Raw genomic sequence first — 23,889 nt, 5'->3', positions numbered from 1 at the left:
ACCCCCCACCACCGACCGACAGGAGTGGCCCAGCCATGACCACCGTCAAAGCGACCGGCCTCGTCGCCAAGTCCTGCGCCTCGGTACTCGTCGGCGGACTGATCGCGATGCTCTCGCCGTCCGCCGCCGTCGCCGCCCCCGAGTACTCGACCTCCGAAGCCGGAAACCCGTTCGTCGACGGGTGGTACGCCGACCCCGACACCGCGCGCTACGACGGGCGCTACTGGGTCTTCCCGACGACCTCCAAGAGCTACGCCGAGCAGACCTACCTCGACGCGTTCTCCTCGACGGACCTGGTCCACTGGACCAAGCACAGCGAGGTCCTGAAGACGGCCGACGTCTCCTGGGCGAAGTACGCCCTCTGGGCGCCGGCACCCGTCGAGCGCGACGGCAAGTACTACCTGTACTTCGCCGCCAACGACATCCAGAACGACTCGCAGCTCGGCGGCATCGGCGTGGCCGTCGCGGACCGTCCGGAAGGGCCGTACAAGGACGCCATCGGGCGCCCGCTCGTCTCCCGGTTCCACAACGGTGCCCAGCCCATCGACCAGGACGTCTTCATCGACGACGACGGACAGGCGTACATGTACTACGGAGGCTGGGGACATGCCAACGTCGTGAAGCTCAACCGGGACATGACCAGCCTGGGCACCTTCGCCGACGGGTCGACGTACAAGGAGATCACGCCGGCGGACTACGTCGAGGGGCCCCAGATGTTCAAACGGGGCGGCAAGTACTACCTGATGTGGTCCGAGGGCGGCTGGACCGGACCCGACTACTCGGTGTCCTACGCGATCTCCGACTCACCGACCGGCCCCTTCGAGAAGATCGACAGAGTGCTCGCCCAGGACCCCGCGGTCGCCAGGGGATCCGGGCACAACTCCGTGATCAACGTGCCGGGCACCGACATCTGGTACATCGTCTACCACCGCCGTCCGCTCAGCGAGACCGACGGCAACCACCGCCAACTCGCCTACGACCGGCTGCACTTCAACGCCGACGGCACCATTCGGCGCGTCCAGATGGGCGTGAAGGACAACTTCGCCGACGGCAACGCGCTCGGCTGGCGTACCTACGGCGGCTCCTGGTCGGCCGGCGGCGGACGCTACCGGGCGGGACACTCGCTGGGCGGCAAGGCACTTCTCGACACCGACTTCGCCGACTTCACCTACGACGCCGACGTGCGCCTGGGATCGGGCGGCGGCGACGCGGGCCTGGCCTTCCGGGTGACCCGGCCGTCGGTCGGCGTGGACGGCTACACCGGGTACTACGCGGGCATCCGCCGGGACGGCCGGGTCGTGCTCGGCCGGGCCGCCGACTCCTGGACACCGCTGGCGACCTCGCCCGCGTACCTCGACCCCGGGACCACCCACCGGATGAGGGTCACGGCCGTCGGCTCATCCATCAAGGTGTACGTGGACGACATGTCGACCCCGAGGATCTCCGTCACCGACGGCACGTACCGCAGCGGGGCCAACGGCGTCCGCGTCTTCGACACCGATGCCTCCTTCGACAACGTGGCCGTCGGCCCGGTCCGTTGAACCGCCCGGCGGGAAGCGGGGCGAACCCGCTTCCCGCCGGAATGGGAGGAGGCTCGGTGGCTACGGCCTCTCCTCGGTGTACAGGCCCTTCACCTCCTCGGCGGTGAGGGCCTTGTCGTAGGCGTGGACCTGGTCGACCGCCCCGTTCCAGAAGTCCGTCGCGACGCCGTCCCACTGGGCGCGCCCCACGGCCAGCGGCCCGGTGCTCGGATACGCCGGCCCGGCGGTCGCCGTGGCGGCCGGCTCACCGTCGACGTACAGGCTGAGCCGGTTGTCCGCGCCGTCCCGCACGCCGACGAGGTGGTACCAGCGGCCCGTCTCCGGAGTGGTCGTCACGCGGGCCCGGTTCTCGCCGGGCGTGCTGAAGGCGAACGCGCCCTGACCGTACTGGAGGTAGAACGGGCTGGCCTGGCGCCGCGTGTCCTGGCTGACCGCGGTGGCGTAGTTGCCGGGGAGCGCGTCCAGCCGTACCCAGGCGGAGACCGAATAGCTGCCGGTGGTGTCGAGCACCGGCCCGTCCGTCTGCGCGGACTGGCCCTGACCGTCGAACTTCAGTGCGCTGCCGCTGACGCCCGGGGTCCAGGTCGCGCCCGCGGCGAGGGTGAGGTCCCGGCCGTTCGGTCCGCCGTCCTTCGCGGTGGTGCCGGAGCCCTCGTCGAGGGACCAGCTGCCACCGCCCGTCAGCGGCTCCCGCTCGCCCGCCGCCGCACCGGCCGCGATGACCTTGCGGTTGACCTCACGGACCCGGACCGGATCGACCTTGATCTCCCGGCGGTCGTACGTGTACAGACCGTTGAGCTCGTTCTCCAGGTCGGTGATCTGCGTGTACACCGAGCCGGACAGCTCCGCGCCGGCCTGGGCCAGGTAGAACTCCACGGTATTCGCCACGTACTTGTCGGTCAGCGCCTCCTTGTCGGCCACACCGCTGTAGATCACCGTCGGAGCGCCCGGCCACATGTGTCCCGGTGTGCGCAGGGTGAAGCCGCCGTGCTCGCCGTCCATGGCCGCCCTGGTCCCGTCGGGGAAGGGCGGATCCTCGTTGTTGTAGTCGTGGTGGTCGATGATGTCGCCCTTGCCCGAATCGCCCTTGGAATTGCAGCAGTTGACCCCGCTGTGGGCGTTGACGATCCGGGACGGGTCGGCGGCCTTCACGGACTCGGCGAGACGGCCGGTGGCCTCCCGGTTCCACTCGCCCCAGCCCTCGTTGAAGACGATCCAGCCGATGATGGACGGCGAGTTGTGGTGCTGCCGCATCATCTCCGTGCCCTGGTCGACGAACGCCTGCTGCCCGGACTCGTCGGGGAAGTTCCCGGAGACGAAGTCCTGCCACACCAGCAGCCCGAGCCGGTCCGCGTGGTAGAACCAGCGCGGTGACTCCACCTTGATGTGCTTGCGTACGGCGTTGAAGCCCAGCTTCTTGTGGGCCTCCAGGTCGAAGGCGAGGGCGTCGTCGCTCGGTGCCGTGTACAGCCCGTCCGGCCAGAAGCCCTGGTCGAGGGTGGCGAGCGAGAAGACGGGCTTCCCGTTCAGCACCAGCTTCGGGAACCCGCCGACCTTCTCGACGCTGATCTTCCGCATGCCGAAGTAGCCGCCGACCCGGTCGGTCGACCCGCCGTCGACGAGCTTCACGTCGAGGTCGTAGAGGTACGGGTCGTCGGGGCTCCACAGGTGCTGCTCGGCGACGGGCAGCCGCAGCTTCTCGTTGGCCGGCCCGCTGACCCGGCCGACCACCTTGCCGCGCTTGTCACGCGCGACGGCCTCGACCCGGGCCTTGTCAGAGGCGTCGTCGGACTCGACGGTCACCGCGAGGCTGCTGGTGTCGATGTCCGGGGTGGTGACTACGTTGTCAACGGACGTGCGGGCGACAGGTTCCATCCACACCGTCTGCCAGATACCGGACGACTGGGTGTAGAAGATGCCGCCCGGGTTGCGGGACTGCTTGCCCGTCGGCTGGTTGGCGCCGCCGGTGTCGGTGACCGCGACGACGACCTCCTGCGGTCCCTTGCCCTTGAGCGCGTCGGTGACGTCGGCGCTGAAGGCGTTGTACCCGCCGGTGTGCTCCGCGACCTTCCTGCCGTTGACGAAGACGCGTGCCTGGTAGTCGACGGCACCGAAGTTGAGCCTGAGGCGGTTGCCGGGCCGGTCGCGCTTGCCGACCTTCCAGCTCTTCGGCACCTCGACGAGCTTGCGGTAGAACATGTGGTCCTCGTGCCGCTCCAGCCCGGAGAGTTGCGACTCGACCGGGAACGGCACGATGATCTTCTCGTCGAGGTTCTTGCCGAACACCGGCTGCTCGCCGGCCTCGGCGGCGCTGAACTGCCACGGCCCGTTGAGGTTCTTCCACTTCGACCGTACCTGCTGGGGGCGCGGATACTCGGGCAGCGGGTTCCTCTCGTCGAGCCGGTCGCCCCACGGGGTGGTGAGCCGGTGGGTGGACGCGTTCTGTGCGTACCGGACGACCCGGGGTACCGCCTCGCCGCCGTCGGTGAGGCCGCCCTCGCCGTCGTAGGAGAACTTGACCTGCTGGTTCTTCTGGATCGGTGCCGCGAGCCTGATGAGGAGTGACCTGCGGTTCCCGGGCGCCACCCGCACCGACTCGACGGGCATCGCGGTCGTGTCGGCCTCGACCTTCAGGTGCTCGGCAAGCCCCCCGACGTCGCCGACCCTGCCCTCGAAGCGGGCCCGCACCTGCCGGCCGTCCTCGCCGACGTTCAGCTCCAGCGGGTAGACCTCGAAGTCGTCCGGCGGGGTGAACGCCGACATCGGCACGACGTGCCTGGCCATCGTCGGCGTGGACCAGCGCAGGAACATGTTGGCGCCGCCGGTGTCCTGGAACATCTCCAGCCGGAATTCGTGCTGCTCACCCGCCTCCAGGTGGACGGCGGCGCTCGTCTGCTCGTTGTCCCAGTCCGGCTGCCAGTGGTCGATGACCGGCTCGCCGTCGATGAAGAGCCGGAAGCCGTTGTCGCCGATGGCGTGGAAGGTGTAGTCGCCGGTGGCCGGCGCCGCGATCTGCCCGGTCCAGCGGGCGGTCGTGTGCTCCGTCCTGCCGGTCAGCTCCTGGAAGGTGCTGGTCAGTCCGGAGAAGTTGACCTGTGGGTCGAGCACGGTGCCGCCGAGTTCGGCGAAGTCCCTCGCCCCCGGCGCGGACATCCTGAAGTACTCGCCCTTCAGGCCCTGTACCTCGACGGCGGACCTGCCGTCCTTCTCGGCGGAGCGCGCGGACGTGCCGGTGGCCGCCTCCGCGGCCGTGGCGGAGGCCGTGAGGCCGCTCGTGGGCAGCACCAGGGCCGCCGCTGTCAGAAGTGCCCACACTCTGGCTCGTGGGCGGGTGTGTGGTCTCGTCATGGGACCCTTCCTCGGAAGCGCTCTTTGCAACGTTGGAAAGCTGGTGTCAGCGGAATGACAACACGCCCTTCCGCACCTGTCCAGACCTCGCGCACCACTGCGCTGATCCATCGTCAATCCAGGTGCGGCGAAGGCTCGGTCCACTCCCGACGCGTCACACGAACTTCCAGAGGTGGTCGGCGGTGCCGTTGTCGTCGAACTGGACGACCTGCGCGCTGTTGCCGGTCGACATCCCGTCGACACCGAGGACCTTGCCGCTGTGCCGGTTCCGGATGCGGTACCAGCCGTCCCCGTCGCCCACCAGCGTCCACAGGTGGTCGGGGGTGCCGTTGTCCTCGTACTGGACCACGCGGGCGCTGTTCGCGGTGGACATGCCGTCGACGCCGAGGACCTTGCCGCTGTTGCCGTTCCGGATCAGGTACCAGCCCTCGCCCCGGTCCACGAGCTGCCAGGCGTGGTCACTCGTACCGGTGTTGTCGAACTGCACGACACGCGCACTGTTCTCCAGGGACATGCCGTCCACGGCGAGGACCTTGCCGCTGTGCTTGTTCCGGACGCGCCGGTAGGGCGGTTCCGGCGTCCAGGCCCTGCCGTCGGGCGCGGCCACGGGGAACGCGGTGATGCGCAGCCGCGCGGCTCCCATGGGGACCAGGGTGACCGTCTCCGCGGGGGAGTCACTGCGTGCCGGCCCGGCCTGGAGGGGTGCGACCACGTGCTCGTCGTCCGCGATCCACTCGTCGATGCGACGGGCCTCGGCGGTGATGCGGACCGGAACCGTCTCGTGGGTGAAGGGGTTGTCGGGCACCGGACCCCGCGCCGGGGCGAAGTCCAGTCGGGGCGACGCGGCGAGACCGTAGTTCCACGCGGAGGTGGCGTGCACCGCGTACTCGGGGAAGGCGTCGTCGCCCGCGTAGCGCTCGTACCGTTCGCCGATCCGCAGGGAGTAGGTGAGGGGGCCGTGCTGGACGCTGACGGCGTCGTGCTGGTCGGGCCAATGGCGCAGCGTGGTCCGCTGGGGGAGACGCAGGGACACCTTGTCGCCGCTGCGCCAGGTCCGCCGTACGGTGACCCAATCGGGTCCGCCCGGCGCGGGCACGGAGCGGCCGTTGACGCGGACCTCCGGCCCGTCGCACCAGCCCGGCACCCGCATCCGCAGGGGGAAGGCGACCGGGCCGGGCGTGGACACGGTCAGCGTGACGGTCTCGGTGAACGGATAGCCGGTGTCCTCGGTGACGGTGACCACCGTGCCCCCGGCGACCTGCGCGCGGACCCGGCTCGGGGCGTACATCGCCGCCGCCAGTCCGCCGTCCGGGGTGGCCAGCCACAGCTCCTCGGTGAAGTACGGCCAGCCCATGCCGTAGTTGTGCGGGCAGCAGCGGTACTGGTCGACGCCGGGCTGGAAGGCCTGCATGGCGAAGCCGTTCTGGAACTGCCCCTGCGTCTTCGGCCGGTCGTCCAGATCGACGCCGTTGGCACTGGTGACGTAGTGGATGGCCCTGCCCTGCGGGTCGAGGGAGGCGGGCAGCATGTTGAAGGCCAGGTCCTCGCACCGGTCGGCCCAGACCGGGTCGCCGGTGATCCTGGTGAGCAGCTCGTGGCTGGCCATGAACTCGACGATCCCGCAGGTCTCGAAGCCCTGCCGCGGGTCGGTGAAGCCGGGCCGACAGTTCTCGTCCCCGGCCATGCCGCCGCCGGGGAACTGCCCGTACTCGTCCATGACCTGGTCGTAGGCCCGGTACGTGGCCCGGATCAGCTCCTCGTCACCGGTCACCAGCGCGTACTGCGCGGGCTCACGGAAGCCCTGGGCGATGTTGACGTTGTGCCGGGAGGGCGTAGGACCCGTCCAGTCGGCGCCCAGGGTGTGCATCTTGGTGGCCAGGTCCAGCAGGAACGCCGCGCCGGTGCGACGGTGCAGCCACAGGGCGACGTCGAGGCCGTCGCCCCAACGGTAGGAGATCCAGCCGGTGTTGAAGGCGCCGGGGCCCTGGGCTTGCATGAAGCGCAGGAACCGGGTGAGGAAGGGGACGATACGCTCGTCCCGCGTGTACTCCTCGTACGTGCGCAGCGCCTGGAGGAGCGGCAGGAACGGCCAGAAGTCCGGACCGCCGTTCAGCGACGTACGCAGTGCGCGCGGTCCGAAGAAGCCGTCGCTCTGCTGCGTGGCCAGGATCGCCTCGATCCAGGTGCCCGAGCGTGCGAGTGCCTCCCGGTCCCCGGTGGCGACCGCCATCGGCACGTATCCGCGCAGCCAGTACGGCACTTCCTCCCACGCCCCGCGCTCCGGGTGCACCCAGCCGGTGGCCGAGAAGTCGAGGAAGTGCGACAGGCTCTCGAACCGGCCGCACAGCCCGTCGAGTTGCAGCCTGAGCTGACCGGCGAGCCAGCCCCGCGCGGTGACGCTGCCCGCCGGCAGTCTGCGGAAGGCCTCGGGCGCGAGCGCACCGGCCGCTTTCGACGTGGCGGCGGTCGCGGAGGTGCTCAGCGGGCCGCCCAGCGCCGCCGTGCCGAGGGCCAGGGCGCCGGTGCCGAGGAGGGCGCGTCTGCTGACGGACATGCGGGTCTCCTGACTGTGGACTCGGATGCTTCGGTGCCGCCGGTCCCACCGCGGGCCGCACGGAGGGAGGGCTCCGTGCCGACGCGCGTACGAGGTCGCGGCGTTGTACATCGTTGGAAGGCAAGAGCGCACTGAGGATGAGAGCACACCCCGGGACGACCGTCCAGAGCTGTGACGAGCCCGATCCGGCCGGGCGAGCGCTTCCGGCTAACGGCCGCCGGCAGCGGACCGGACCGGCACGGAGGGGGGCGATGTCGGCGCCGCTCGGGCCCTGCCCTACCGCCCGGGGCTCCCGGCGTGAGGAACCCCGAACGGGCCGGAGCACCGTCAGGCGCAGCCCTTGACGAGCCACCGTGGCGAAGAGGAACGAAGCGGACGCGGGGTGTCACGCCGCGGGAGGCCATCCTCCACGCCGTCCACCACGGTGGCACGCTCGCCCCCTCGCACCCGTCGGGGTACGGCCCTCGACACGGCCTGCCGAGGGCGGTCCGCGGACTTGCGTGGACCGGCGTCGGCGAGCACCGTGGAGAGATGGGTGGAAAGGACGGCCCCACACTCATATCGTCGGTGCAGCGAGCCTTCCGGCTGATGGAGGCCGTCGGCGCGCACGAGGGCGGCGTCCCGGCCAAGCAGCTGGCTCGTGAGACAGGGTTGGCCCTGGCCACCACCTACCACCTCTTGCGCACGATGGTGCACGACGGCTACGTGCGCAAACTCGACGACGGCACCTTCATCCTCGGCGAGAAGCTGGGCGCGCTGCACGGAGGAAGCCGCGATCAGGCGGCACTCAGCCGGGTTCGTCCGACGCTCACGGAGTTGCGCGACGGCCTGTCGGCCGCGGCCTACCTGACGTTCTACGAGGACGGCGAGATCCGGGTCGCGGAGATCGTGGACGGTCCGAAGGCCCCGCGGGTGGATCTGTGGGTCGGTTTCGAGGACGCGGGACACGCCACGGCGCTGGGCAAGTGCGTGCTGCGCGAACTGGACCAGGAGGCTCGCGCCGACTACCTCTCCCGTCACACGCTGAACGATCTCACCCCTCGCACCATCACCTACCGCAGCGAACTCCTGCGACGCCTCGACGCCGCGGCTCAGGTGCCCGCCGTGACCGATGTCGAGGAGTACGCGCTCGGCACCGCGTGCGTGGCGGTGCCCGTCCGCCAGGGCGACACGATCGGCGCGCTCGGGATCTCCCTGAGCGTCAGCCGTGCCGCCTCCCTCGAAGATGCCGTGGCGCGGCTGGTCGTCACCGCGGAGCGTGTGTCGCGGGGACTCTCGCTCACCATCTGAAAACCGGGCCCTTGTGACCAGCTGTGCCGTTCCCGTCTCCTGGATGAGAAGGGATAAAACGGTCGGCGATCCGAGGGATGGATACGTGAGTGATCAAAGCCTGGCAGGACCGCAGGGGTCGGTCGGTTACCGTGTGATCAACGATTGGACCGTCGTCGACGCCACGGGTGAGATCGACATCGCCTTCGCGCCCGTCGTGCGAGCCGAGGTGTTCCGGCTCGTGGCCGACGGTCACCGGCATTTCGTTCTGGACCTCTGCGGCGCCCCGTTCCTGGACTCGGCGGGGCTCGGCATGATCGTCGCGGTCACCAAGCACATCCAGGCCCACCACGGCTCGCTGCGGATCGCCTGCGACGACGAGCGTCTGCTCCGCGTCTTCTCCCTCGGCGGGCTGCGTCCCGTCTACTCGTTCCACGACTCCGTGGAGCAGGCCGCCGCTCAGCCCGCCGACGGCGAGGAACTCGCCGACTGGCCGCACGTACGGCGCTGACGTACGCGGCGCCCGCTCCGCGCCGGGCCACGGCGAGCGAATCGCCGCCGAGGCGTGGCGTCCCCGTGATGGTGAGGGCATGGCTCCCGGAACGGCCAGGCGATGGCGGAACTAGACTCGCCGGTATGAACCGATGGGAGCAGCTGACCGGAGGTACGTCCGGTGAGGAGTACGCCGCTCGTTTCGCGGCACTCGCGGAACACGGACAGGACGTACACGGTGAGGCGCGACTGTGCGCCACGTTGGTGCCCCGCGGGGCACGAGTGTTGGACGCGGGCTGCGGCACCGGCCGGGTCCTGATCCAGCTCGCCCGACTCGGATACGACGGCGTCGGCGTCGACAGCGACGCTTCCATGCTGAGCGTGGCCCGCAGCAGTGCGCCGCGACTGACCTGGCTGGAAGCCGACCTGTCCGACTTCGACCCGGCCGCCGCGGGCATCACCCCCGGCTTCGATCTCGTCGTCGCCGCGGGCAACGTCTTTCCCCTCCTCGCTCCGGGCACCGAAGCGGACGTCGCGGCGACGCTGGCCCGCGTGCTGCGCCCGGGCGGCCTGCTCGTCGCGGGCTTCGGCCTGGACCAGGACCACCTTCCCGTACCGCCCGGCCTCACCCTGACGCAGTACGACGCCTACTGCACCGCAGCCGGCCTCACCCTCACCGACCGCTTCGCCACCTGGGACGCGGACCCGTACGACGGCGGCGGCTACGCGGTGAGTGTCCATCGCCGCTGATACCGCCCCGCGGTCTCACCCGCTCGGAGAGCAACGCGGCCGGGTGTGAAACCCGGCATGCTCCCGCTGCCGCCGGAACCCGAGCCAGTCAGGCCCGTCGGATTCCGGCGGCCAGAATCTCCGGAGCCGGAGCCGGAGCCGGAGCCGGCCCCGGAGCCCGGACCCGGAGCCCGGACCCGGAACCGGACCGGACGTCGACGCCAAGCTCAAACCGGATCGAGTTCGCGCTCACCGAGCAACCCTGCGGTAGCTCTGTCCGTGTCTCCGGGACGGCATCGGTATTTCGGCGGTCCGACACCTATCGCGCAACCGCGCGCGGGTGTACGTTCTCGGGCCGATGGGTTTTGGGAGCGCTCCCATCCAGCTGTGTCCGCTTCGTACGAGGAGGAACGCATTGAAACGCCTTTTGGCCTTACTGGCGGCCGGCGCTACGGCCGTCGGCCTCACGACGCTCGTCGGGCCCTCGGCGCAGGCGGCCACCGGCTGCAAGGTCGACTACACGATCACCAGCCAGTGGCAGGGCGGCTTCCAGGCCGGCGTGAAGATCACGAACCTGGGGGAGCCCGTCAGCGGGTGGAACCTCAAGTTCACCATGGCGGACGCCGGGCAGAAGGTCGTTCAGGGCTGGAACGCGACCTGGTCGCAGTCCGGCTCCGTGGTCACCGCCGCCGGTGCCGACTGGAACGGCGCGCTGCCCACCGGCGCGTCGGCCGACCTGGGATTCGTGGGGTCCTTCACGGGGGCCAACCCGAAGCCCACGTCCTTCACGCTCAACGGCGTGACCTGCACGGGCTCCGTCACCGAACCGCCGACGGACCCTCCGACCGACCCGCCCGCGACCGGTACTCCGGTGGCCACGAACGGCCAACTGCACGTCTGCGGCGTGAACCTGTGCAACCAGTACAACCGCCCCATACAACTGCGCGGCATGAGCACACACGGCATCCAGTGGTTCGCCAAGTGCTACAACGACGCCTCCCTGGACGCCCTTGCCGAGGACTGGAAGTCGGACCTGTTCCGCGTCGCCATGTACGTGCAGGAGCAGGGCTATGAGACCGACCCGGCAGGCTTCACCAGCCGTGTGAACAGCATGGTCGACATGGCCGAGGCCCGCGGCATGTATGCGGTGATCGACTTCCACACGCTGACGCCGGGCGACCCGAACTACAACCTCGACCGCGCCAGGACGTTCTTCTCGTCCGTGGCCGCCCGCAACGCGAGCAAGAAGAACGTGATCTACGAAATCGCCAACGAGCCCAACGGCGTGAGCTGGACGGCCATCAAGAACTACGCCGAGCAGGTCATTCCGGTCATTCGGGCCGCCGATCCTGACGCCGTCATCATCGTCGGCACCCGCGGCTGGTCCTCACTGGGTGTCTCCGACGGCTCCAACGAGAGCGAGGTGGTCAACAACCCCGTGAACGCGACCAACATCATGTACGCGTTCCACTTCTACGCCGCGAGCCACAAGGACAACTACCGCGCCGCAGTGAGCCGAGCGGCCTCGCGACTGCCCCTGTTCGTATCCGAGTTCGGCACAGTGAGCGCCACCGGCGGTGGTGCGATGGACCGCACGAGCAGCGTCGCGTGGCTTGACCTCCTCGACCAGTTGAAGATCAGCTACGCGAACTGGACGTACTCGGACGCCAACGAGGGCAGCGCGGCGTTCAAGCCGGGCACCTGCAACGGCAGCGACTACAGCAGCAGCGGTGTACTGACCGAGTCGGGAGCGCTGATCAAGAGCCGTATCAGCACCACCGACAATTTCCCGACCAGCTGATCCCCGACAGGGCTCCGGGCACGCCCGCAGCCCTGTCACCGGTTGGGAGCGCTCCCGCCATCGAGGGAGTCTCTGGGCCGTACTCGGCCTCCTCGACCGAGTCGCTCAGCGTCGTGCGGAAGCATCAGTGCGCGCCGGGTCCTGGTGGCCACCGGCCTGGAAGATGTACTGCCCAAGGTGCCTGGACTGGCAGAGCACTGGGGACGCAGTGTCGTGCACTGCCCGTACTGCCACGGCTGGGAGGTGCGCGACAAGCCCATCGGCGTCCTCGCCACCGCAGCGGCCTCCGTCCACCACGCGCTCCTGTTCCGCCGGCTGACCGAGGACCTTGCGCGGTCAGCGGACGAGACAGACCCCGCTGAGGCCGCCTCCGTCGGCTGACCGCGCAAGAGCCGGGCCGCAGCCGGAAGTGAGAGACCGAACCACCCCGCCCACCGTCAACAACGCTCGTGGTCGATTCGGCTAAGCCAGCAGCAAGGGCATGTCCCAGTCGGCCGGTGTGCCGTCCACCGCGTACGAGTCCAGGGCGAGCGCGACGCCGGCGGCCCCGTCGAGGTAGCCGGAGACATCGGAGCCGAACGGCACCTTCGTCATCGTGAAACGCAGCCCGAATGGCAGCGCCGGGTCGAAGGCGGAGACGAGTTCGGCGGCGATGTCGTCCCGCAGCTCGACCAGCCGGGGGTCCCGCCACTGTTCGTCGAGCCGGCCGAGCTGGTGCAGGGCCCCGGCCCAACCGTGGCACAGCGCGTGGTCGTCGATGCCCCAGGCCGACCGGGGAAGGGCGAGCAGCCGGTCCACCGAGGCGCGGGCGAGCTCCGAGAAGTCCGGCCGGCCGAGCGCCCGCCCGGCCAGCTGCAGGGCGCGGGAGACCCCGGAGCCCCGTAGCACCAGGCCGGCCACTTCGCGTTTCCGTCGTAGGCGGCAGGACCCCGTTGCCACTGGGCGAAGGACAGGTAGCCGGGCCAGAACACACCGTACCGGTCCGACACCGCCCAGGTCCGCAGCAGTTCGGCCGTCGCCTCCATGGCCTCCTGCTGCCCCGGCACCCGCACGCCTTGCTCCCAGGCCAGGGCCAGCAGGGCGAGCGGACCGGCGACGCCGTGCGAGAGGCCCAGGTTGAGGTGGCCGCCGGGGAACGCCGCTTCGGAGCCGGTCCGGGGTGCGTCCAGGGCCCACCAGCGCGGCACGACCGCGCCTTGGTGCTCCACGGTGCCGAGCGACAGGCGTACGAGGTAGTCGAGGACCGCCGTCAGCGGCTGCTCACAGCTCTCCGGCCGGGCCAGCAGATAGCGGCCGACACCCGTCAGGCCACGGACGACCTCGTAGTGCCCGATGGTGGGCAGCGGCCGGTCCTCGACGGGTGGCAGGACAGTCCGTACGAGATCGTGCTGGTAGGCGTCGAAGCGCTGGAGCGCGGAGACGTAGCCCCCGGTGGTGCGGTGAGCGAGCAGCACGGCGAACGCCAGCGCCCCCGGCCCCTTGAAGATCCCGCCCGCGGCGGCGGGCCGGCCCGAGAGGGCGCGGGTGCCTGCCGTGAGATACGCGTGGGCGCGCGGCACCTGCCGGGCCGCATCCCGGGCGACTCCCGTGAACGCGAGCGCGAGCCCGGGACTACCGCTGCCGAGGGTGAGCTCGGCCCAGACCGGCTCGGCGACCCCGTCGTCCGCGGCCTGGGCGGGGATGCGCGTGGCCGCCATCGTGGCGGTGGGGTCCGCGAGCCGGTCCAGGATCTCGGCGGATACGGCGGCAGCACGCTCCCGGAGGTCCTGAGCACGCCGGCCGGCCGGGCGCCCCCGCGTGCCGCCCTCGGTGGTCCCGTTCATCGATTGCTCCCGCGTGCCGCCCTCGGTGGTCCAGCTCATCGAGTGCTCCCGTGTCCCGCCCTCGGTCGTCCCGGTCAACGTCCGCTCCCGCTCTCGTGCTGCCGTCGGCCGACATGGGTCCGCACCGCGCCCCGCAGCACCGCGTACCCGCGGGCCTCGGCCGCCCGGTCGATGCCGAACAGACGGTTGTTCCGCATGTGCAGCAGCGACAGCAGGGCCTCGTCGCGGTCGGCCTCCGGAGCGGACAGGATCGACTGCCCGTATGCCCGTGGCTCGGGCGACTCCGACCACAGCGCGACGAGCGACGGCGCCCCGAGTGCGTCCGCAGCCGACGACACCGTGCTCCCCGGTCTGATCAGCCGGTCGGCGACGGCGCGGTGCCGTTGGTAGACCTCGTGCTCCGCGGTCTTCGTGAACATCCGGTCGACCCAGCCGCACCAGTCCCAGTCCCCGAGGGACTCCAGGAGCACCGCGTGCCCGAGCCCGGCGAGCACGGCGGCGGGGACGGCCCGCGCGGCGCCCCGCAGAGCGCGCACCTGCACGAGCGCCGACAGGCTGTCCGTGCGGAAGAAGCGCTCGGCTGCCTCCTGCAGGGCCTCGCCTCCGTACCGGTCGCTCTCGGGCCGGTACGCGTCGAGGGTCATCGTGCGCAGGGCCCCGCTCTCGACGAGGGCCCGTGACACCCGGCTGATCACGGGCAGCACCCGGCCGTTGAGCGCCCCGGGATCGCCGTGGAAACGAAGCCGCAGATGCGGCTCGGGGTCCTGGTAGCGCAGGAAGAACCAGCGGTCGACCTCGTCCTCGACCTCGGTGAGCAGGGCCGGCAGATGCTCGGCGAGCAGAGCCTCGTGGGCCGACGGCTCCGCGTACCACTTGGCGAACAGCCATTCCTCGCCCGGCAGATGGAACCGTGCGGGGGCAGGCCGGACCGGCGGGGCGGTCCGTGCCGGCTCGGCGCCTTCCGGCGCCGTACGCCGGGCGGGCCGCCGCGCGCCCGCGAGGGGCACCACGATCTCCGTGCTGTGCCCGCCGTTCCAGCCGAGCCCCGCACCGTCGGCCGTCAGGTCCTCATACAGGACGAACTGGGGATGCGCGGCCGTCAGTTCGGCACGCAGCAGGTCCCGGTCCCAGCGGTCGCGCAGGTCGACGGGGTACATCTGGTCGTTGCGCGCGACCTGCAGCCGGTCCGGTACGGCAAGGCGCCGACGCCAGGCGTCGAGGCCCCGCTCCCACCCCTCGGCCCCCGGTGACCGGGCCGCGTCGCGCAGCCGACGGCCCGGCAGCCAGCGCTTGGGCATCACCACCACCCGCCCGTGGCGGACGCGCGGCAGATACGGCAGGGCATCATGTCCCGCCCAGTCCCAGCCGGACCACACCCGGGGCCGCGCCGTCGCGAGATCCATGAGGAACCGGGCCACCGGCGGAGCCTGGGTGTCCAGGGCCAGCATGTGCGGCAGCACCGGGCGGACCGGACGGCCGCTCTCCGGGTGCAGCAGCCGCAGCCCGTCGGAGCCGGCGGCGACGAGCAGCGAGCGCCAGTCCAGGCAGCAGGGGTCGTCCCGGTCGTCGGGTACACCGACGGGGATCCGGTACGGCAGCAGCCGGGGCACCTGGACGATGTTGAGGCCGCGCGGCTCGCGGGGCATCAACTCGACCTGCGCCGCGATCACCGCGTCGTCGGCGGTGTCGGCGGTGTCGGCGGCGTCGGCGGTGTCGGCGGTGTCGGCGGCCAGCCGGGCGAGTTGGCCGGTGAGGCCGGCCGCCGCCGCGAACCGGCCCGCAGTGGCGCCCGCCGTCCAGGCGCCGATGTGCGGGCTGCCGAGCAGCCGGAAGTCGCCGCGGTCCAGTGCGGCGGTGCTCTCGGAGAGCACCTGGAAGCAGAGTTCGAGGCTGCGCGGTGGCACGGCCGCGGGATCGTGCCCGGCGACTTCGGCGAGACGCCGCACGACGTCGTCGGTCAGCACCAGGTCGCCGCCGGACAGGACGGCCTCCTGAAGCAGCTCGCCGATCATCGCGCGCCTGGGGCCGTCCGCCTCGTCGCCTGGGCCGCCGCGTGCGTACGCGGGCTCCGCGCCGTACTCGGGGGGCAGGCCGAGTCCGCGGTGCGGGTCGACCAGCTCGCCCAACGGCACGGCGCAGGCGGTGCCGTAGCGCTCGATGAAGCGCTCGCGATAGTCCCGCATGTACGCGAGCGTGGTCCACTCCGGTGTGATCGCCCAGATCGCGGCCGCGTACCGGCACACTTCCCGCCCGACCGCCTCCGGTACGACGAACTCGCCGGGTATGTGCAGATCCACGTGCAGCGGCGGCCGGGCGTGCGCGTCGCTGTCCGTGCCGGGGACGTCGAGGCGGCGGACCTCGTCCAGGAGCCGCTGCCAGGAGTCGCCGCCCAGCCCTGGGGGGTCCTCCTGATGCCGGGCACAGGCCGTCCGGATGTCCCGCAGCGCCCGCGCGTCGTCGGGAAGCGCCGCTTGCAGGACCGCCTCGATGCCGTCGAGCAGCGCGGCGTCGATGCGGTGCGGGGTGATCGAGGTGAGCAGGAAGCCGTGCTGAAGGAGCCCGGCCAGCTGACGGTCGATCCGTTCGGCGTCCAGCGACGGAAAGCGTTCCGCCAGCGAGACGAGCAGGCCGGCATACGGCACCGGGGTCCTCGCCCGCTCGCGCACGGCGCTCACCAGAGCGTTGTCACGCACCGACTGCTCCTGACCGCCGGTACGCAGATACAACCGCCCGTCCCGCAGGAAGCACAGGTCATTGAGTACAACGTCCACGCGCCGGCGAACGGAGGGCTCGGCGAGCCAGGCCAGTACCCGGCGGCGCAGCCACGCCCCGTCGAGCCGGACCGCGACCTCACCGGTGCCTGGCTCCGCCTTGGCCGCGGAACCGAACCGGGCGGTACCGACTCCCGCGAACAGGCCGAACGGTGTCGGGCGCGCCCCGGCGCGGCGGGCGTACCGCGTCAGGGTCCGCGCGGCGCTCAGGGTCCGCTTGCGGCCCAGCGCGGTCACGCCTTCGTCACTGGTCAGACCGGCCAGACTGTGGGCCAGCGAGCCGCTGGCGACCCGGACCGCCTGGCCGAGCAGGGGATCGGAGGCGAGCTGCCGCGCCCCGGAAACCGGCTCGGCGGCGTCGACCGTGGCCAGTGCGGCGCCGCGCGGCCGGCTCGCCATCCGGACGAGCACGGGCTCCCGTACCTCGAATGCCGCAGATGCCTGGTGGGCTTCGGACTCCGCCACGTGTGTGCTCCTCGCCGTCGTACGGAAGAGCGGGGCGGACCGGGCCCGCCCCGCTCGGAAGAGCCCCGAGGGGGCCTCAGCCCGTCAGCAACAGATGGGGCAGCGCGTGCCGATCGCGTAGCTGCTCGGCGAGGTGAAGCTGCCCTGGCCGAACGACTCGGCCTGCTCCGGGAGATCGGAGACGCGCAGATCCAGGTCGAGGTCCAGCTCGGGGGCATCCTGGGACAGGAGGATCTCGGTACGCATGCTTCTCCCTTGGGTGGTGGGGTGCACGGAATCGAACGTCCAGGGCCCCGGTTGTGGGCCCGGACATGCGCAACCATTGCTCACGCCACTGACAGTCGGTAGACGAAAACGAGCCATTGATCAAGGGGTCGGTCACTGCCGGGGGAGGGGCGCGAGAAGGGTCTCCCTCGCATGTGAAAGGCGGTGGCGCCGCCTGAATCGCCCGGGCGACGCGCACATCCGCTCAGGTCAGGGAGCGCGAGTCAGCCAGTCGACCATCCCCGTGAGCAGCTTGGCCCGCACGTCCCGCGGCCCGGCCGACGTCCGCGGCGGCTGCCGTGCCGGCTCGGCCGGATCAAGGTCCGTGAAGGCACGGTGCTCGTGCGCCAGTTCGTACTGATCCGCCGGCCGGGACCCGGTCGGCGGCGGGTCGTCGAGGCAGTCGCGCACCGACACAGGCGCGGTGAGCGCCCCTCTGTCCGACGCCGCGTGGGATGTGCGCGGCGTCGGCGGCCGGTTGGCGGCCGCGTGCTGGTGACAGCCCATCGGTACCCGTCGACGCGCCCCATGCGCGGGGGCTCGCCTCCCCGGCTGCCTGACCCATGTCCCTGCGCATCCGAACGAGCGCCCTCACCGCACTCACCGTCGCCGCCCTCGCGGCGGGTACGGTCCTCACGGCACCGGCCGCCGGCGCCGCGCCGAAGGCCGCCGCACCCAAGTTCCTGTCGGCGTCCCAGCTGCCGCCGCACCCGACGTCGTCCTGGACCGCCGGGCCGGTCACCGAGGGCTTCCCGGAGGAACTCGGGTTCTGCGTGAGCACGGAGGGCGTGCCCTCCTACGACTACCGGTACCGGGAGTTCCGGACCGATCTGGACACCGGCGCCGTGCAGTTGACCGTCGTGACGGACTCAGCCGCCCTGGCCAAGGCCCTGGCGAAGCACTACGACGACCTGATCCGCACCTGCGCCGACCGCATCGAGGAGTCCTCGCCCGACATCGAGGCCGAGGGCCGGGACTACGGCAGGGTGCCGGTCGAGGAGGGCGCCCGCGTCCGCGGCCTGCACACCGAGACGTCCTGGGGCGCCACCGACATCGCCCTGCTGTCGGTCGGCCGGGACGGCAGGACCGTCACCGTCGTGAAGTGGGGACAGATGGGCGACTTCGGGGACGCGCCCGTGGCCGCCTTCAAGAGGACCACGAGCACGGCCGTCAACAAGCTGTACTGACCGGACGGCCACCGGAAAGGCCCGGGGCCGTCCTCCCGCCACGGGGGTCGGAAGGACGGCCCCGTACCGGTTGTCCCCGGGACGGGGTCGCCGTGCTTCGGCCCCATTCGCCGTGGCACCTCCCGAGGGGACCGCCGCCCCGGCCCTTCGCCGAGTCGGCCGGCTGCCGCCGACCCGGCCGCACTCGGCAGGCGTTCCGTCGAGCAGGACGTGATCCGGACCGGTCTCTGGCAGAACACGCAGCAGGCCGGCCGCCCGCCGGGAGAGTGGCCGGCGACGGCGGTGACGTGGGCGTGGGCGGTGCCGACGGATATGCCGAAGGCGGCGGCGATCCGCGTGAGCGGGTCGCGCCGGCGAAGGTGGGCCAGGGCGAGGAGGGCACGCCGGTGCGGCGGTAGCTCGCAGCGGCGGTCTCCCGCGAAATCGGTGGACACGTTCTTCCCGAGAGCTCTAGGTTTACCCGGGTCCAAGATCGAAACGTCCGAGCGGGGTGTGTTTGATGACGGTTCTAGCGGTGGTAGCCGACTGCGGACGGCTGCCCTCCAGGAACGGCAGGACCTCATCGAACTAAGGAATCCCTCCTGTGGATCTTCCACGCATTCGGACCATTCGCGAGAGCAGCCACCGCGTCCACAACCCGATCACCGCTGACAAGCTCGCCGCACTGGGCCAGTCGCTCCGTCCGGCACCCGGCACGCGGGCGCTCGACCTCGCCAGCGGGACGGGCGAGATGCTGTGCACCTGGGCACGTGACCACGGTGTCACGGGGACGGGGGTGGACATCAGCACGGTGTTCACCGAGAAGGCCCGCGCCCGTGCCGCCGAACTGGGAGTCGCCGACCGGGTCGACTTCGTTCACGGCGATGCCTCCGGCTACGTCGCCGACGAGCTGGTCGATCTCGCGGCGTGTGTCGGCGCCACCTGGATCGGGGGCGGCGTGGCCGGCACCGTCGAGCTGCTGGGCCGAAGCCTCCGCCCAGGGGGCGTCATGCTGATCGGCGAGCCGTACTGGCGTCAGGCACCGCCGACCCAGGACGTCGTCGAGGGCTGCCACGCCGGCAGCAGAGCGGACTTCCGGATGCTGCCGGAGCTGATCGGGCACTTCGGCGGCCTCGGGTACGACGTTGTGGAGATGGTGCTGGCCGATCAGGACAGCTGGGACCGGTATCAGGCGGCGCAGTGGTTCAACCTTCGCTGCTGGCTCGACCAGAACCCCGGTGACGAGTTGGCCGCCGAGGTGCGGGCCGAGCTCGCCAAGGGGCCCGCCCGCTACGTGCAGTACACCCGTGAGTACCTTGGCTGGGGCGTCTTCGCGCTGATGAGCCGCTGACACTGCGGGCAGTGCGGGTCCGGGCAGCCTGCTGCCCGGACCCGCACGATCCGGGCCGTGCCCCCGTCCCGGCGACTGCTCGTCGGGCCTTCCGATGCCGAGCTGGGGGGCGTTGTCCTCACTGCGGATGAAGGGGCTCGGATCATCCACCTTTCTGGCTGACGCGGCCACGATGAAGGATCCGGATCGCTCGCTCCTGGCCCTGGACCTCTGGGAGGAGCCGGGGCGAACGTTCAGCGTCCCTGCTCAGTGGTTCCCTGACGTCTCCGCATCGCCCCCACCGAGTCAGCGAGGTGAGATCGCTGATGCGACGTCCGGCCGACCGCGCCTATGGGTGCGTGTCCGTGATCGCGATGATCTCGTCGAGGTGGTCCAGGGCCGCCTGCAGGTCGTCGATCTTGGCCTGGATGCGCTCGCGCTCAGCTCGCAGCATGGCTCGTTGCTCGGCGTCGGTGTGCCCGGAGTCCCAGCATGGCAGGAGTTCGGTGATCCTCCGGCTGGTGAGGCCGGCGGCGAACATCTGCTGGAAGAAGCGGACCAGGGGGATGGCGTCCTGCCGGTACAGGCGCTGGCCGGACGGGCTGCGCTCCGCCACGAGCAGCCCTTGCTGCTCGTAGTAGCGCACGGCGCGCACGGAGACGCCCGCACCTCGTGCCACCTCGCCGATGCGCATCAACCGCTCGGCCGCGGCCACTGTGACAGTCATGGTGATTCCTCTCACCCCTGGGCCTGACGATCAGCACTTGCCTCTGACGCCAGCGTCAGGTTTTAGCGTACCGGCCATGGACATCAACAACTCCGTCGCCCTTGTCACCGGAGCCAACCGCGGCCTGGGCCGCGCCTTCGCCCAACGCCTGCTCGAACGGGGCGCCCGCAAGGTCTACGCGACGGCCCGCCGACCGGAGACCGTGGACCTGTCCGGGGTCGAGGTGCTGCCCCTCGACATCGCCGATCCCGCATCCGTGAGGGCCGCCGCCGACGCCGCCCCGGACGTCTCGCTACTCATCAACAACGCGGGCATCAGCACGGGGACCGACCTGGTCACCGGCTCGCTGGACGCGGTACGGCACGAGCTGGAGACCAACATGTTCGGCCACCTGGGAATGATCCGGGAGTTCGCGCCGACGCTCGCCGGGAACGGCGGTGGCGCGATCGTCAACGTCCTCTCCGCCATGTCGTGGTTCGGGGTCAAGGGCGCCAATGCCTACCACCTGACCAAGGCCGCCGCCTGGGCCATGACCAACGGCGTCCGCCTGGAGCTCGCCGAGCAGGGCACGCTCGTCACAGCGGTACACCTCGGCTTGGCCGACACCGACATGGCGGCGGGCTGGCCCGTGGACAAGATCGCTCCGTCGGACCTGGCCGACGCGGCGCTCGACGGTGTCGAGGCGGACTCCGCCGAGGTCCTCGCCGACCAGTGGAGTCGGGACGTCAAGTCCCGTCTGCCGATGGCGCCGGGAGAGTTCAACGCCACAATGGACCGCGCCCTGGCGGCGCTGATGGCGGCCTGAGGGGTCCTGATCCGGTAGTCGTGCTCCCGCTCCCCGACGCCCCTGGGAGTCCGCTGGGGGAAGCGGGGAAGCACGGGCGTCCTGCAGGCCGTATCAAAGCAACGGCGTGATCCGCGCCTACCCGCGGCGACGCGGTCCCCGGCACGTGATCCCGGAGAAGAGCGACACCATGGAGGCCCCCCTGTACAGAGGTTCACGTGGCGGTCGGCCCGCCCGTTATGGCGTTCGGCACTGCGGCACCGGTGAGAGGTGGGAGGCGCGAGTGGCCGTCCCGGCACGACAGCGTCAAGCTGCGCACCGCGGCCGAGCAGCTGGTCGCCACTGACCACTGGTCACCCGTTGCCCCGGCCGGTACGCCGCGTCCCTGGACAGCTCCCGCACGACCGGAGCCGCGGATGACGCCCGGTTCGCGGCCCGAGCCGGTCCTACGCGGTGACGCTGTCCGTATCCTCGCCGCCGCCCGGGAGGCCGAAGTCGAGGGTCTCGGCCGCCTCGCTCAGGGTCTGCTCCGCGACGCGCGCCGCGTCGGCGACGACGTCGCCCCGTTCGGCTATCAACAGGTCGTAGATGGGCGCGGCGCTGGTGCCGGTGGCATGCACGTCGGATGTCCGTTTCTTCAGGGGGCAGGGCCAGCGGAGAAGGCTAGCGGATCAGTCGGCGTTCAGGAGCGAGTCGTCCAGGGGCCGGGCACCGGGCAGCTGGTGACGGGCGGCGATCAGGGCCGCGTCGATGTCGCGGGTACCGGTGGACACGCACAGCGTGTAGGCGACATCGGCCATGCGCTGACGCGCCCCCGCGCTGTCCGCATCGGAAGCCTCCACGGCTGCGAGGGCCTCGTACTGGTCGATCAGATCCCGCAGCACCGCAGGGTGGGCCATCAGCATCACAGAATCGTCCTTCCACACCAAACCAACACCAACACCAACACCAACTGGCTCAGGGCCGTGCACTCCGGTACCCGGTTCTCCGTCCTGTACTCCCGCCCGCGACGCAGGCACACAGCGTCGTCCGGAGCCGGCTCTGTGTGGCTGCGGCAACCCCCTGTCGAGCGACTGCGGCGCGAGGCCGGTCGGGCGGCCAGGTGTGTGACCCTCTACGCCGACATCGGCCCCGTCGCGCCGGTAGCCACGGACCGCGAGGCGGCCGGTGACTTCGTTCGACGCGTAGCTCGGCGCACTCGCGGCGCCCGGGGACGGCGACGGCGGCAGTGCGAGGGGGACATGCCGGTATCCGGCTGCTCGCCCTGGATGGGATCGGCGGGAAGACTCGCAAATTCCTTAGCTCCGCCCGTGCTTGCATGGCCGCGACGAGGACGGCTCGCGCACGGGGTGTCGACCACTCCGCCCCACGGGCGCGGACTTCCGCCCGATCGTGTCCGCACCCTGGCGGTGGAAAGAGGGAAGATGACCAAGCGCGCACTCATCACCGGGATCACCGGACAGGACGGGTCGTACCTGGCGGAGCACCTGCTCGGCCTGGGTTACCAGGTGTGGGGACTCTGCCGGGGGCAGGCCAATCCTCGCAAGGACCGGATAGCCAAGCTGATTCCCGAGCTGTCGTTCGTCGACGGCGACCTCATGGACCAGGGCAGCCTGGTGTCGGCCGTGGACCTGGTCCAGCCCGACGAGGTCTACAACCTGGGCGCCATCTCGTTCGTCCCCATGTCCTGGCAACAGCCGGAGCTGGTCACCGAGGTGAACGGCACCGGTGTGCTGCGGATGCTGGAGGCCGTGCGGATGGTGTCGGGCCTGAACAAGTCGTCCGCGGCCACCAGCCGCGGTCAGATCCGCTTCTACCAGGCATCGTCCTCCGAGATGTTCGGCAAGGTGGCGGAGAGCCCGCAGCGGGAGACCACCTTCCTGCACCCGCGCAGCCCGTACGGAGTCGCCAAGACGTTCGGCCACTACATCACCCGCAACTACCGGGAGTCGTACGGGATGTACGGCGTCTCGGGCATTCTGTTCAACCACGAGTCGCCGCGACGCGGGGCCGAGTTCGTGACCCGGAAGATCTCGCTGGCGGTCGCGCAGATCAAGCTGGGACTGCTGGACAAGCTAAGCCTCGGCAACCTCGACGCCGAGCGCGACTGGGGCTTCGCGGGCGACTACGTCCGCGCCATGCACCTGATGCTCCAGCAGGAGGAGCCCGGGGACTACGTGGTGGGCACCGGCACCATGCACAAGGTCAGTGACGCGGCACGCGTCGCGTTCGAACACGTCGGCCTCGACTGGCGGGACCACGTGGTCGTCGACCCCGGGCTGGTCCGCCCCGCCGAGGTGGAGACCCTCTGCGCGGACTCCGGCAACGCCCGCCGGGAACTGGGCTGGAAACCCGAGGTCGACTTCGAGGAACTGATGCGCATGATGGTCGAGTCCGACCTGCGCCAGGCCTCCCGCGAGCGGGACTACAGCCGGCTGCTCGCCACCGGCGCCTCCGGTTCCCTCGGGCTCGTGGGCGACTGGTAGGCCATGCCGTGGGGGCCCCGCCGTCCCGTCGGCGGGACTCGCTGACGTACCTGCGGCCGCGTATCGGGCGCCGTCCCACACACTAGGGAATTCCAGAGCGGCCGCCGCCGCAGACTGTGCCCATGGTCAGCGGAACAGTGTGCTCGGCACGTGCACCGGGCGTGTGCCGCGCAGGAGCGGTCCGGGCCCGGCCCGCACGTCCGCGCGCCGGTGGGGCGACCGGGGGCCGCCACGCGAGACGTGGCACTCCGCCCGCTCCCGCGGGCGCGTGAGACACCGAGCCGGACGGACCGCCGCCGCGGTCGTGTCCCCGGTCGCTCTCCCTCCCTCGGGTACGCC

General features: G+C 71.0%; 16 protein-coding genes and 4 pseudogenes. 11 read left to right on the top strand and 9 right to left on the bottom strand.

What is annotated here, in order from left to right:
* The first annotated feature begins 35 nt into the window (after positions 1-35).
* The gene (locus ACIQ6R_RS14590) at positions 36-1,541 is read left to right on the top strand and encodes a family 43 glycosylhydrolase (protein WP_404221417.1); all 1,506 of its coding nucleotides are present in this window, start codon (positions 36-38) and stop codon (positions 1,539-1,541) included.
* A gap of 60 nt (positions 1,542-1,601) precedes the next feature.
* On the opposite strand, the gene ACIQ6R_RS14585 is transcribed toward ACIQ6R_RS14590, so the two are convergent.
* Positions 1,602-4,889 (bottom strand): LamG-like jellyroll fold domain-containing protein, encoded by a 3,288-nt coding sequence (locus ACIQ6R_RS14585; protein ID WP_404221415.1) that lies wholly within the window; start codon positions 4,887-4,889, stop codon positions 1,602-1,604.
* A 154-nt stretch (positions 4,890-5,043) separates the two neighbouring features.
* A complete protein-coding gene (locus tag ACIQ6R_RS14580; protein ID WP_404221413.1) occupies positions 5,044-7,443 on the bottom strand; it encodes an RICIN domain-containing protein in 2,400 nt (799 codons plus the stop codon).
* Between the two features lie 531 nt (positions 7,444-7,974).
* On the opposite strand from ACIQ6R_RS14580, the gene ACIQ6R_RS14575 reads away from it, so the two are divergent.
* The 5 genes and pseudogenes from ACIQ6R_RS14575 to ACIQ6R_RS14555 all read left to right on the top strand — a co-directional run.
* Entirely contained in the window at positions 7,975-8,733 is a 759-nt protein-coding gene (locus ACIQ6R_RS14575) for an IclR family transcriptional regulator (RefSeq protein ID WP_404221411.1), read from the top strand.
* 85 nt (positions 8,734-8,818) lie between these two features.
* On the top strand, positions 8,819-9,223 hold the full coding sequence (locus ACIQ6R_RS14570; protein WP_404221409.1) for an STAS domain-containing protein: 405 nt from the start codon (positions 8,819-8,821) through the stop codon (positions 9,221-9,223).
* Between the two features lie 125 nt (positions 9,224-9,348).
* Positions 9,349-9,954, top strand: coding sequence for a class I SAM-dependent methyltransferase (locus ACIQ6R_RS14565; protein ID WP_404221406.1), 606 nt, complete (start codon positions 9,349-9,351; stop codon positions 9,952-9,954).
* A 394-nt stretch (positions 9,955-10,348) separates the two neighbouring features.
* A complete protein-coding gene (locus ACIQ6R_RS14560; RefSeq protein WP_404221404.1) occupies positions 10,349-11,734 on the top strand; it encodes a cellulase family glycosylhydrolase in 1,386 nt (461 codons plus the stop codon).
* Positions 11,735-11,854: 120 nt separating this feature from the next.
* Positions 11,855-12,088 (top strand): annotated as a pseudogene (locus ACIQ6R_RS14555) (NAD(P)/FAD-dependent oxidoreductase); the annotation flags it as partial.
* A 108-nt stretch (positions 12,089-12,196) separates the two neighbouring features.
* On the opposite strand, the pseudogene ACIQ6R_RS14550 reads toward ACIQ6R_RS14555, so the two are convergent.
* The 3 genes and pseudogenes from ACIQ6R_RS14550 to lanA all read right to left on the bottom strand — a co-directional run bounded on the left by ACIQ6R_RS14550 (position 12,197) and on the right by lanA (position 17,039).
* Positions 12,197-13,596: pseudogene (locus ACIQ6R_RS14550) on the bottom strand (lanthionine synthetase C family protein).
* A gap of 35 nt (positions 13,597-13,631) precedes the next feature.
* Positions 13,632-16,727 (bottom strand): lantibiotic dehydratase, encoded by a 3,096-nt coding sequence (locus ACIQ6R_RS14545; RefSeq protein ID WP_404222162.1) that lies wholly within the window; start codon positions 16,725-16,727, stop codon positions 13,632-13,634.
* Between the two features lie 150 nt (positions 16,728-16,877).
* Positions 16,878-17,039, bottom strand: a complete 162-nt coding sequence (lanA, locus tag ACIQ6R_RS14540; protein WP_404179030.1) for an SCO0268 family class II lanthipeptide — start codon at positions 17,037-17,039, stop codon at positions 16,878-16,880.
* A gap of 581 nt (positions 17,040-17,620) precedes the next feature.
* Here lanA and ACIQ6R_RS14535 point away from each other — a divergent pair.
* Positions 17,621-18,244: a hypothetical protein gene (locus ACIQ6R_RS14535; protein ID WP_404221402.1), complete on the top strand. Its 624-nt coding sequence runs from the start codon at positions 17,621-17,623 to the stop codon at positions 18,242-18,244.
* A 159-nt stretch (positions 18,245-18,403) separates the two neighbouring features.
* On the opposite strand, the pseudogene ACIQ6R_RS14530 reads toward ACIQ6R_RS14535, so the two are convergent.
* A pseudogene (locus tag ACIQ6R_RS14530) lies at positions 18,404-18,660 on the bottom strand (transposase family protein); the annotation flags it as partial.
* Positions 18,661-18,827: 167 nt separating this feature from the next.
* Here ACIQ6R_RS14530 and ACIQ6R_RS14525 point away from each other — a divergent pair.
* Together ACIQ6R_RS14525 and ACIQ6R_RS14520 are read left to right on the top strand one after the other, a co-directional pair.
* Positions 18,828-19,574 (top strand): SAM-dependent methyltransferase, encoded by a 747-nt coding sequence (locus tag ACIQ6R_RS14525; RefSeq protein WP_404221400.1) that lies wholly within the window; start codon positions 18,828-18,830, stop codon positions 19,572-19,574.
* A 94-nt stretch (positions 19,575-19,668) separates the two neighbouring features.
* Positions 19,669-19,833 (top strand): annotated as a pseudogene (locus tag ACIQ6R_RS14520) (DUF6924 domain-containing protein); the annotation flags it as partial.
* A 69-nt stretch (positions 19,834-19,902) separates the two neighbouring features.
* On the opposite strand, the gene ACIQ6R_RS14515 reads toward ACIQ6R_RS14520, so the two are convergent.
* A complete protein-coding gene (locus ACIQ6R_RS14515; protein WP_404221398.1) occupies positions 19,903-20,280 on the bottom strand; it encodes a MerR family transcriptional regulator in 378 nt (125 codons plus the stop codon).
* A 76-nt stretch (positions 20,281-20,356) separates the two neighbouring features.
* Between ACIQ6R_RS14515 and ACIQ6R_RS14510 the strand changes: the two genes are divergently transcribed.
* Positions 20,357-21,085: an SDR family oxidoreductase gene (locus ACIQ6R_RS14510; RefSeq protein WP_404221396.1), complete on the top strand. Its 729-nt coding sequence runs from the start codon at positions 20,357-20,359 to the stop codon at positions 21,083-21,085.
* 425 nt (positions 21,086-21,510) lie between these two features.
* Here the strand turns inward: ACIQ6R_RS14510 and ACIQ6R_RS14505 are convergent, their stop codons facing one another.
* Positions 21,511-21,684 carry a hypothetical protein gene (locus ACIQ6R_RS14505; protein WP_404179047.1) on the bottom strand — a complete coding sequence of 58 codons (174 nt, stop codon included), beginning with the start codon at positions 21,682-21,684 and terminating at the stop codon, positions 21,511-21,513.
* 51 nt (positions 21,685-21,735) lie between these two features.
* Positions 21,736-21,969, bottom strand: coding sequence for a DUF5133 domain-containing protein (locus tag ACIQ6R_RS14500; protein ID WP_404221394.1), 234 nt, complete (start codon positions 21,967-21,969; stop codon positions 21,736-21,738).
* 519 nt (positions 21,970-22,488) lie between these two features.
* Between ACIQ6R_RS14500 and ACIQ6R_RS14495 the strand changes: the two genes are divergently transcribed.
* Positions 22,489-23,550 (top strand): GDP-mannose 4,6-dehydratase, encoded by a 1,062-nt coding sequence (locus tag ACIQ6R_RS14495; protein WP_404179052.1) that lies wholly within the window; start codon positions 22,489-22,491, stop codon positions 23,548-23,550.
* Positions 23,551-23,889: the final 339 nt, after the last annotated feature.

The sequence above is a fragment of the Streptomyces sp. NPDC096048 genome (assembly GCF_044763415.1).
GTDB lineage: Bacteria > Actinomycetota > Actinomycetes > Streptomycetales > Streptomycetaceae > Streptomyces.
Note: the sequence above shows the minus strand (reverse complement) of the source record. Positions and strands in the feature narration are given on the sequence as shown.

Coding starts and splice junctions, on each gene's coding strand:
- ACIQ6R_RS14495 (WP_404179052.1), top strand. CDS start 22,489: ATGACCAAGCGCGCACTCATCACCGGGATCACCGGACAGGACGGGTCG.
- ACIQ6R_RS14500 (WP_404221394.1), bottom strand. CDS start 21,969: ATGCTGATGGCCCACCCTGCGGTGCTGCGGGATCTGATCGACCAGTAC.
- ACIQ6R_RS14590 (WP_404221417.1), top strand. CDS start 36: ATGACCACCGTCAAAGCGACCGGCCTCGTCGCCAAGTCCTGCGCCTCG.
- lanA (WP_404179030.1), bottom strand. CDS start 17,039: ATGCGTACCGAGATCCTCCTGTCCCAGGATGCCCCCGAGCTGGACCTC.
- ACIQ6R_RS14585 (WP_404221415.1), bottom strand. CDS start 4,889: ATGACGAGACCACACACCCGCCCACGAGCCAGAGTGTGGGCACTTCTG.
- ACIQ6R_RS14565 (WP_404221406.1), top strand. CDS start 9,349: ATGAACCGATGGGAGCAGCTGACCGGAGGTACGTCCGGTGAGGAGTAC.
- ACIQ6R_RS14575 (WP_404221411.1), top strand. CDS start 7,975: ATGGGTGGAAAGGACGGCCCCACACTCATATCGTCGGTGCAGCGAGCC.
- ACIQ6R_RS14510 (WP_404221396.1), top strand. CDS start 20,357: ATGGACATCAACAACTCCGTCGCCCTTGTCACCGGAGCCAACCGCGGC.
- ACIQ6R_RS14535 (WP_404221402.1), top strand. CDS start 17,621: ATGTCCCTGCGCATCCGAACGAGCGCCCTCACCGCACTCACCGTCGCC.
- ACIQ6R_RS14515 (WP_404221398.1), bottom strand. CDS start 20,280: ATGACTGTCACAGTGGCCGCGGCCGAGCGGTTGATGCGCATCGGCGAG.
- ACIQ6R_RS14580 (WP_404221413.1), bottom strand. CDS start 7,443: ATGTCCGTCAGCAGACGCGCCCTCCTCGGCACCGGCGCCCTGGCCCTC.
- ACIQ6R_RS14545 (WP_404222162.1), bottom strand. CDS start 16,727: ATGGCGAGCCGGCCGCGCGGCGCCGCACTGGCCACGGTCGACGCCGCC.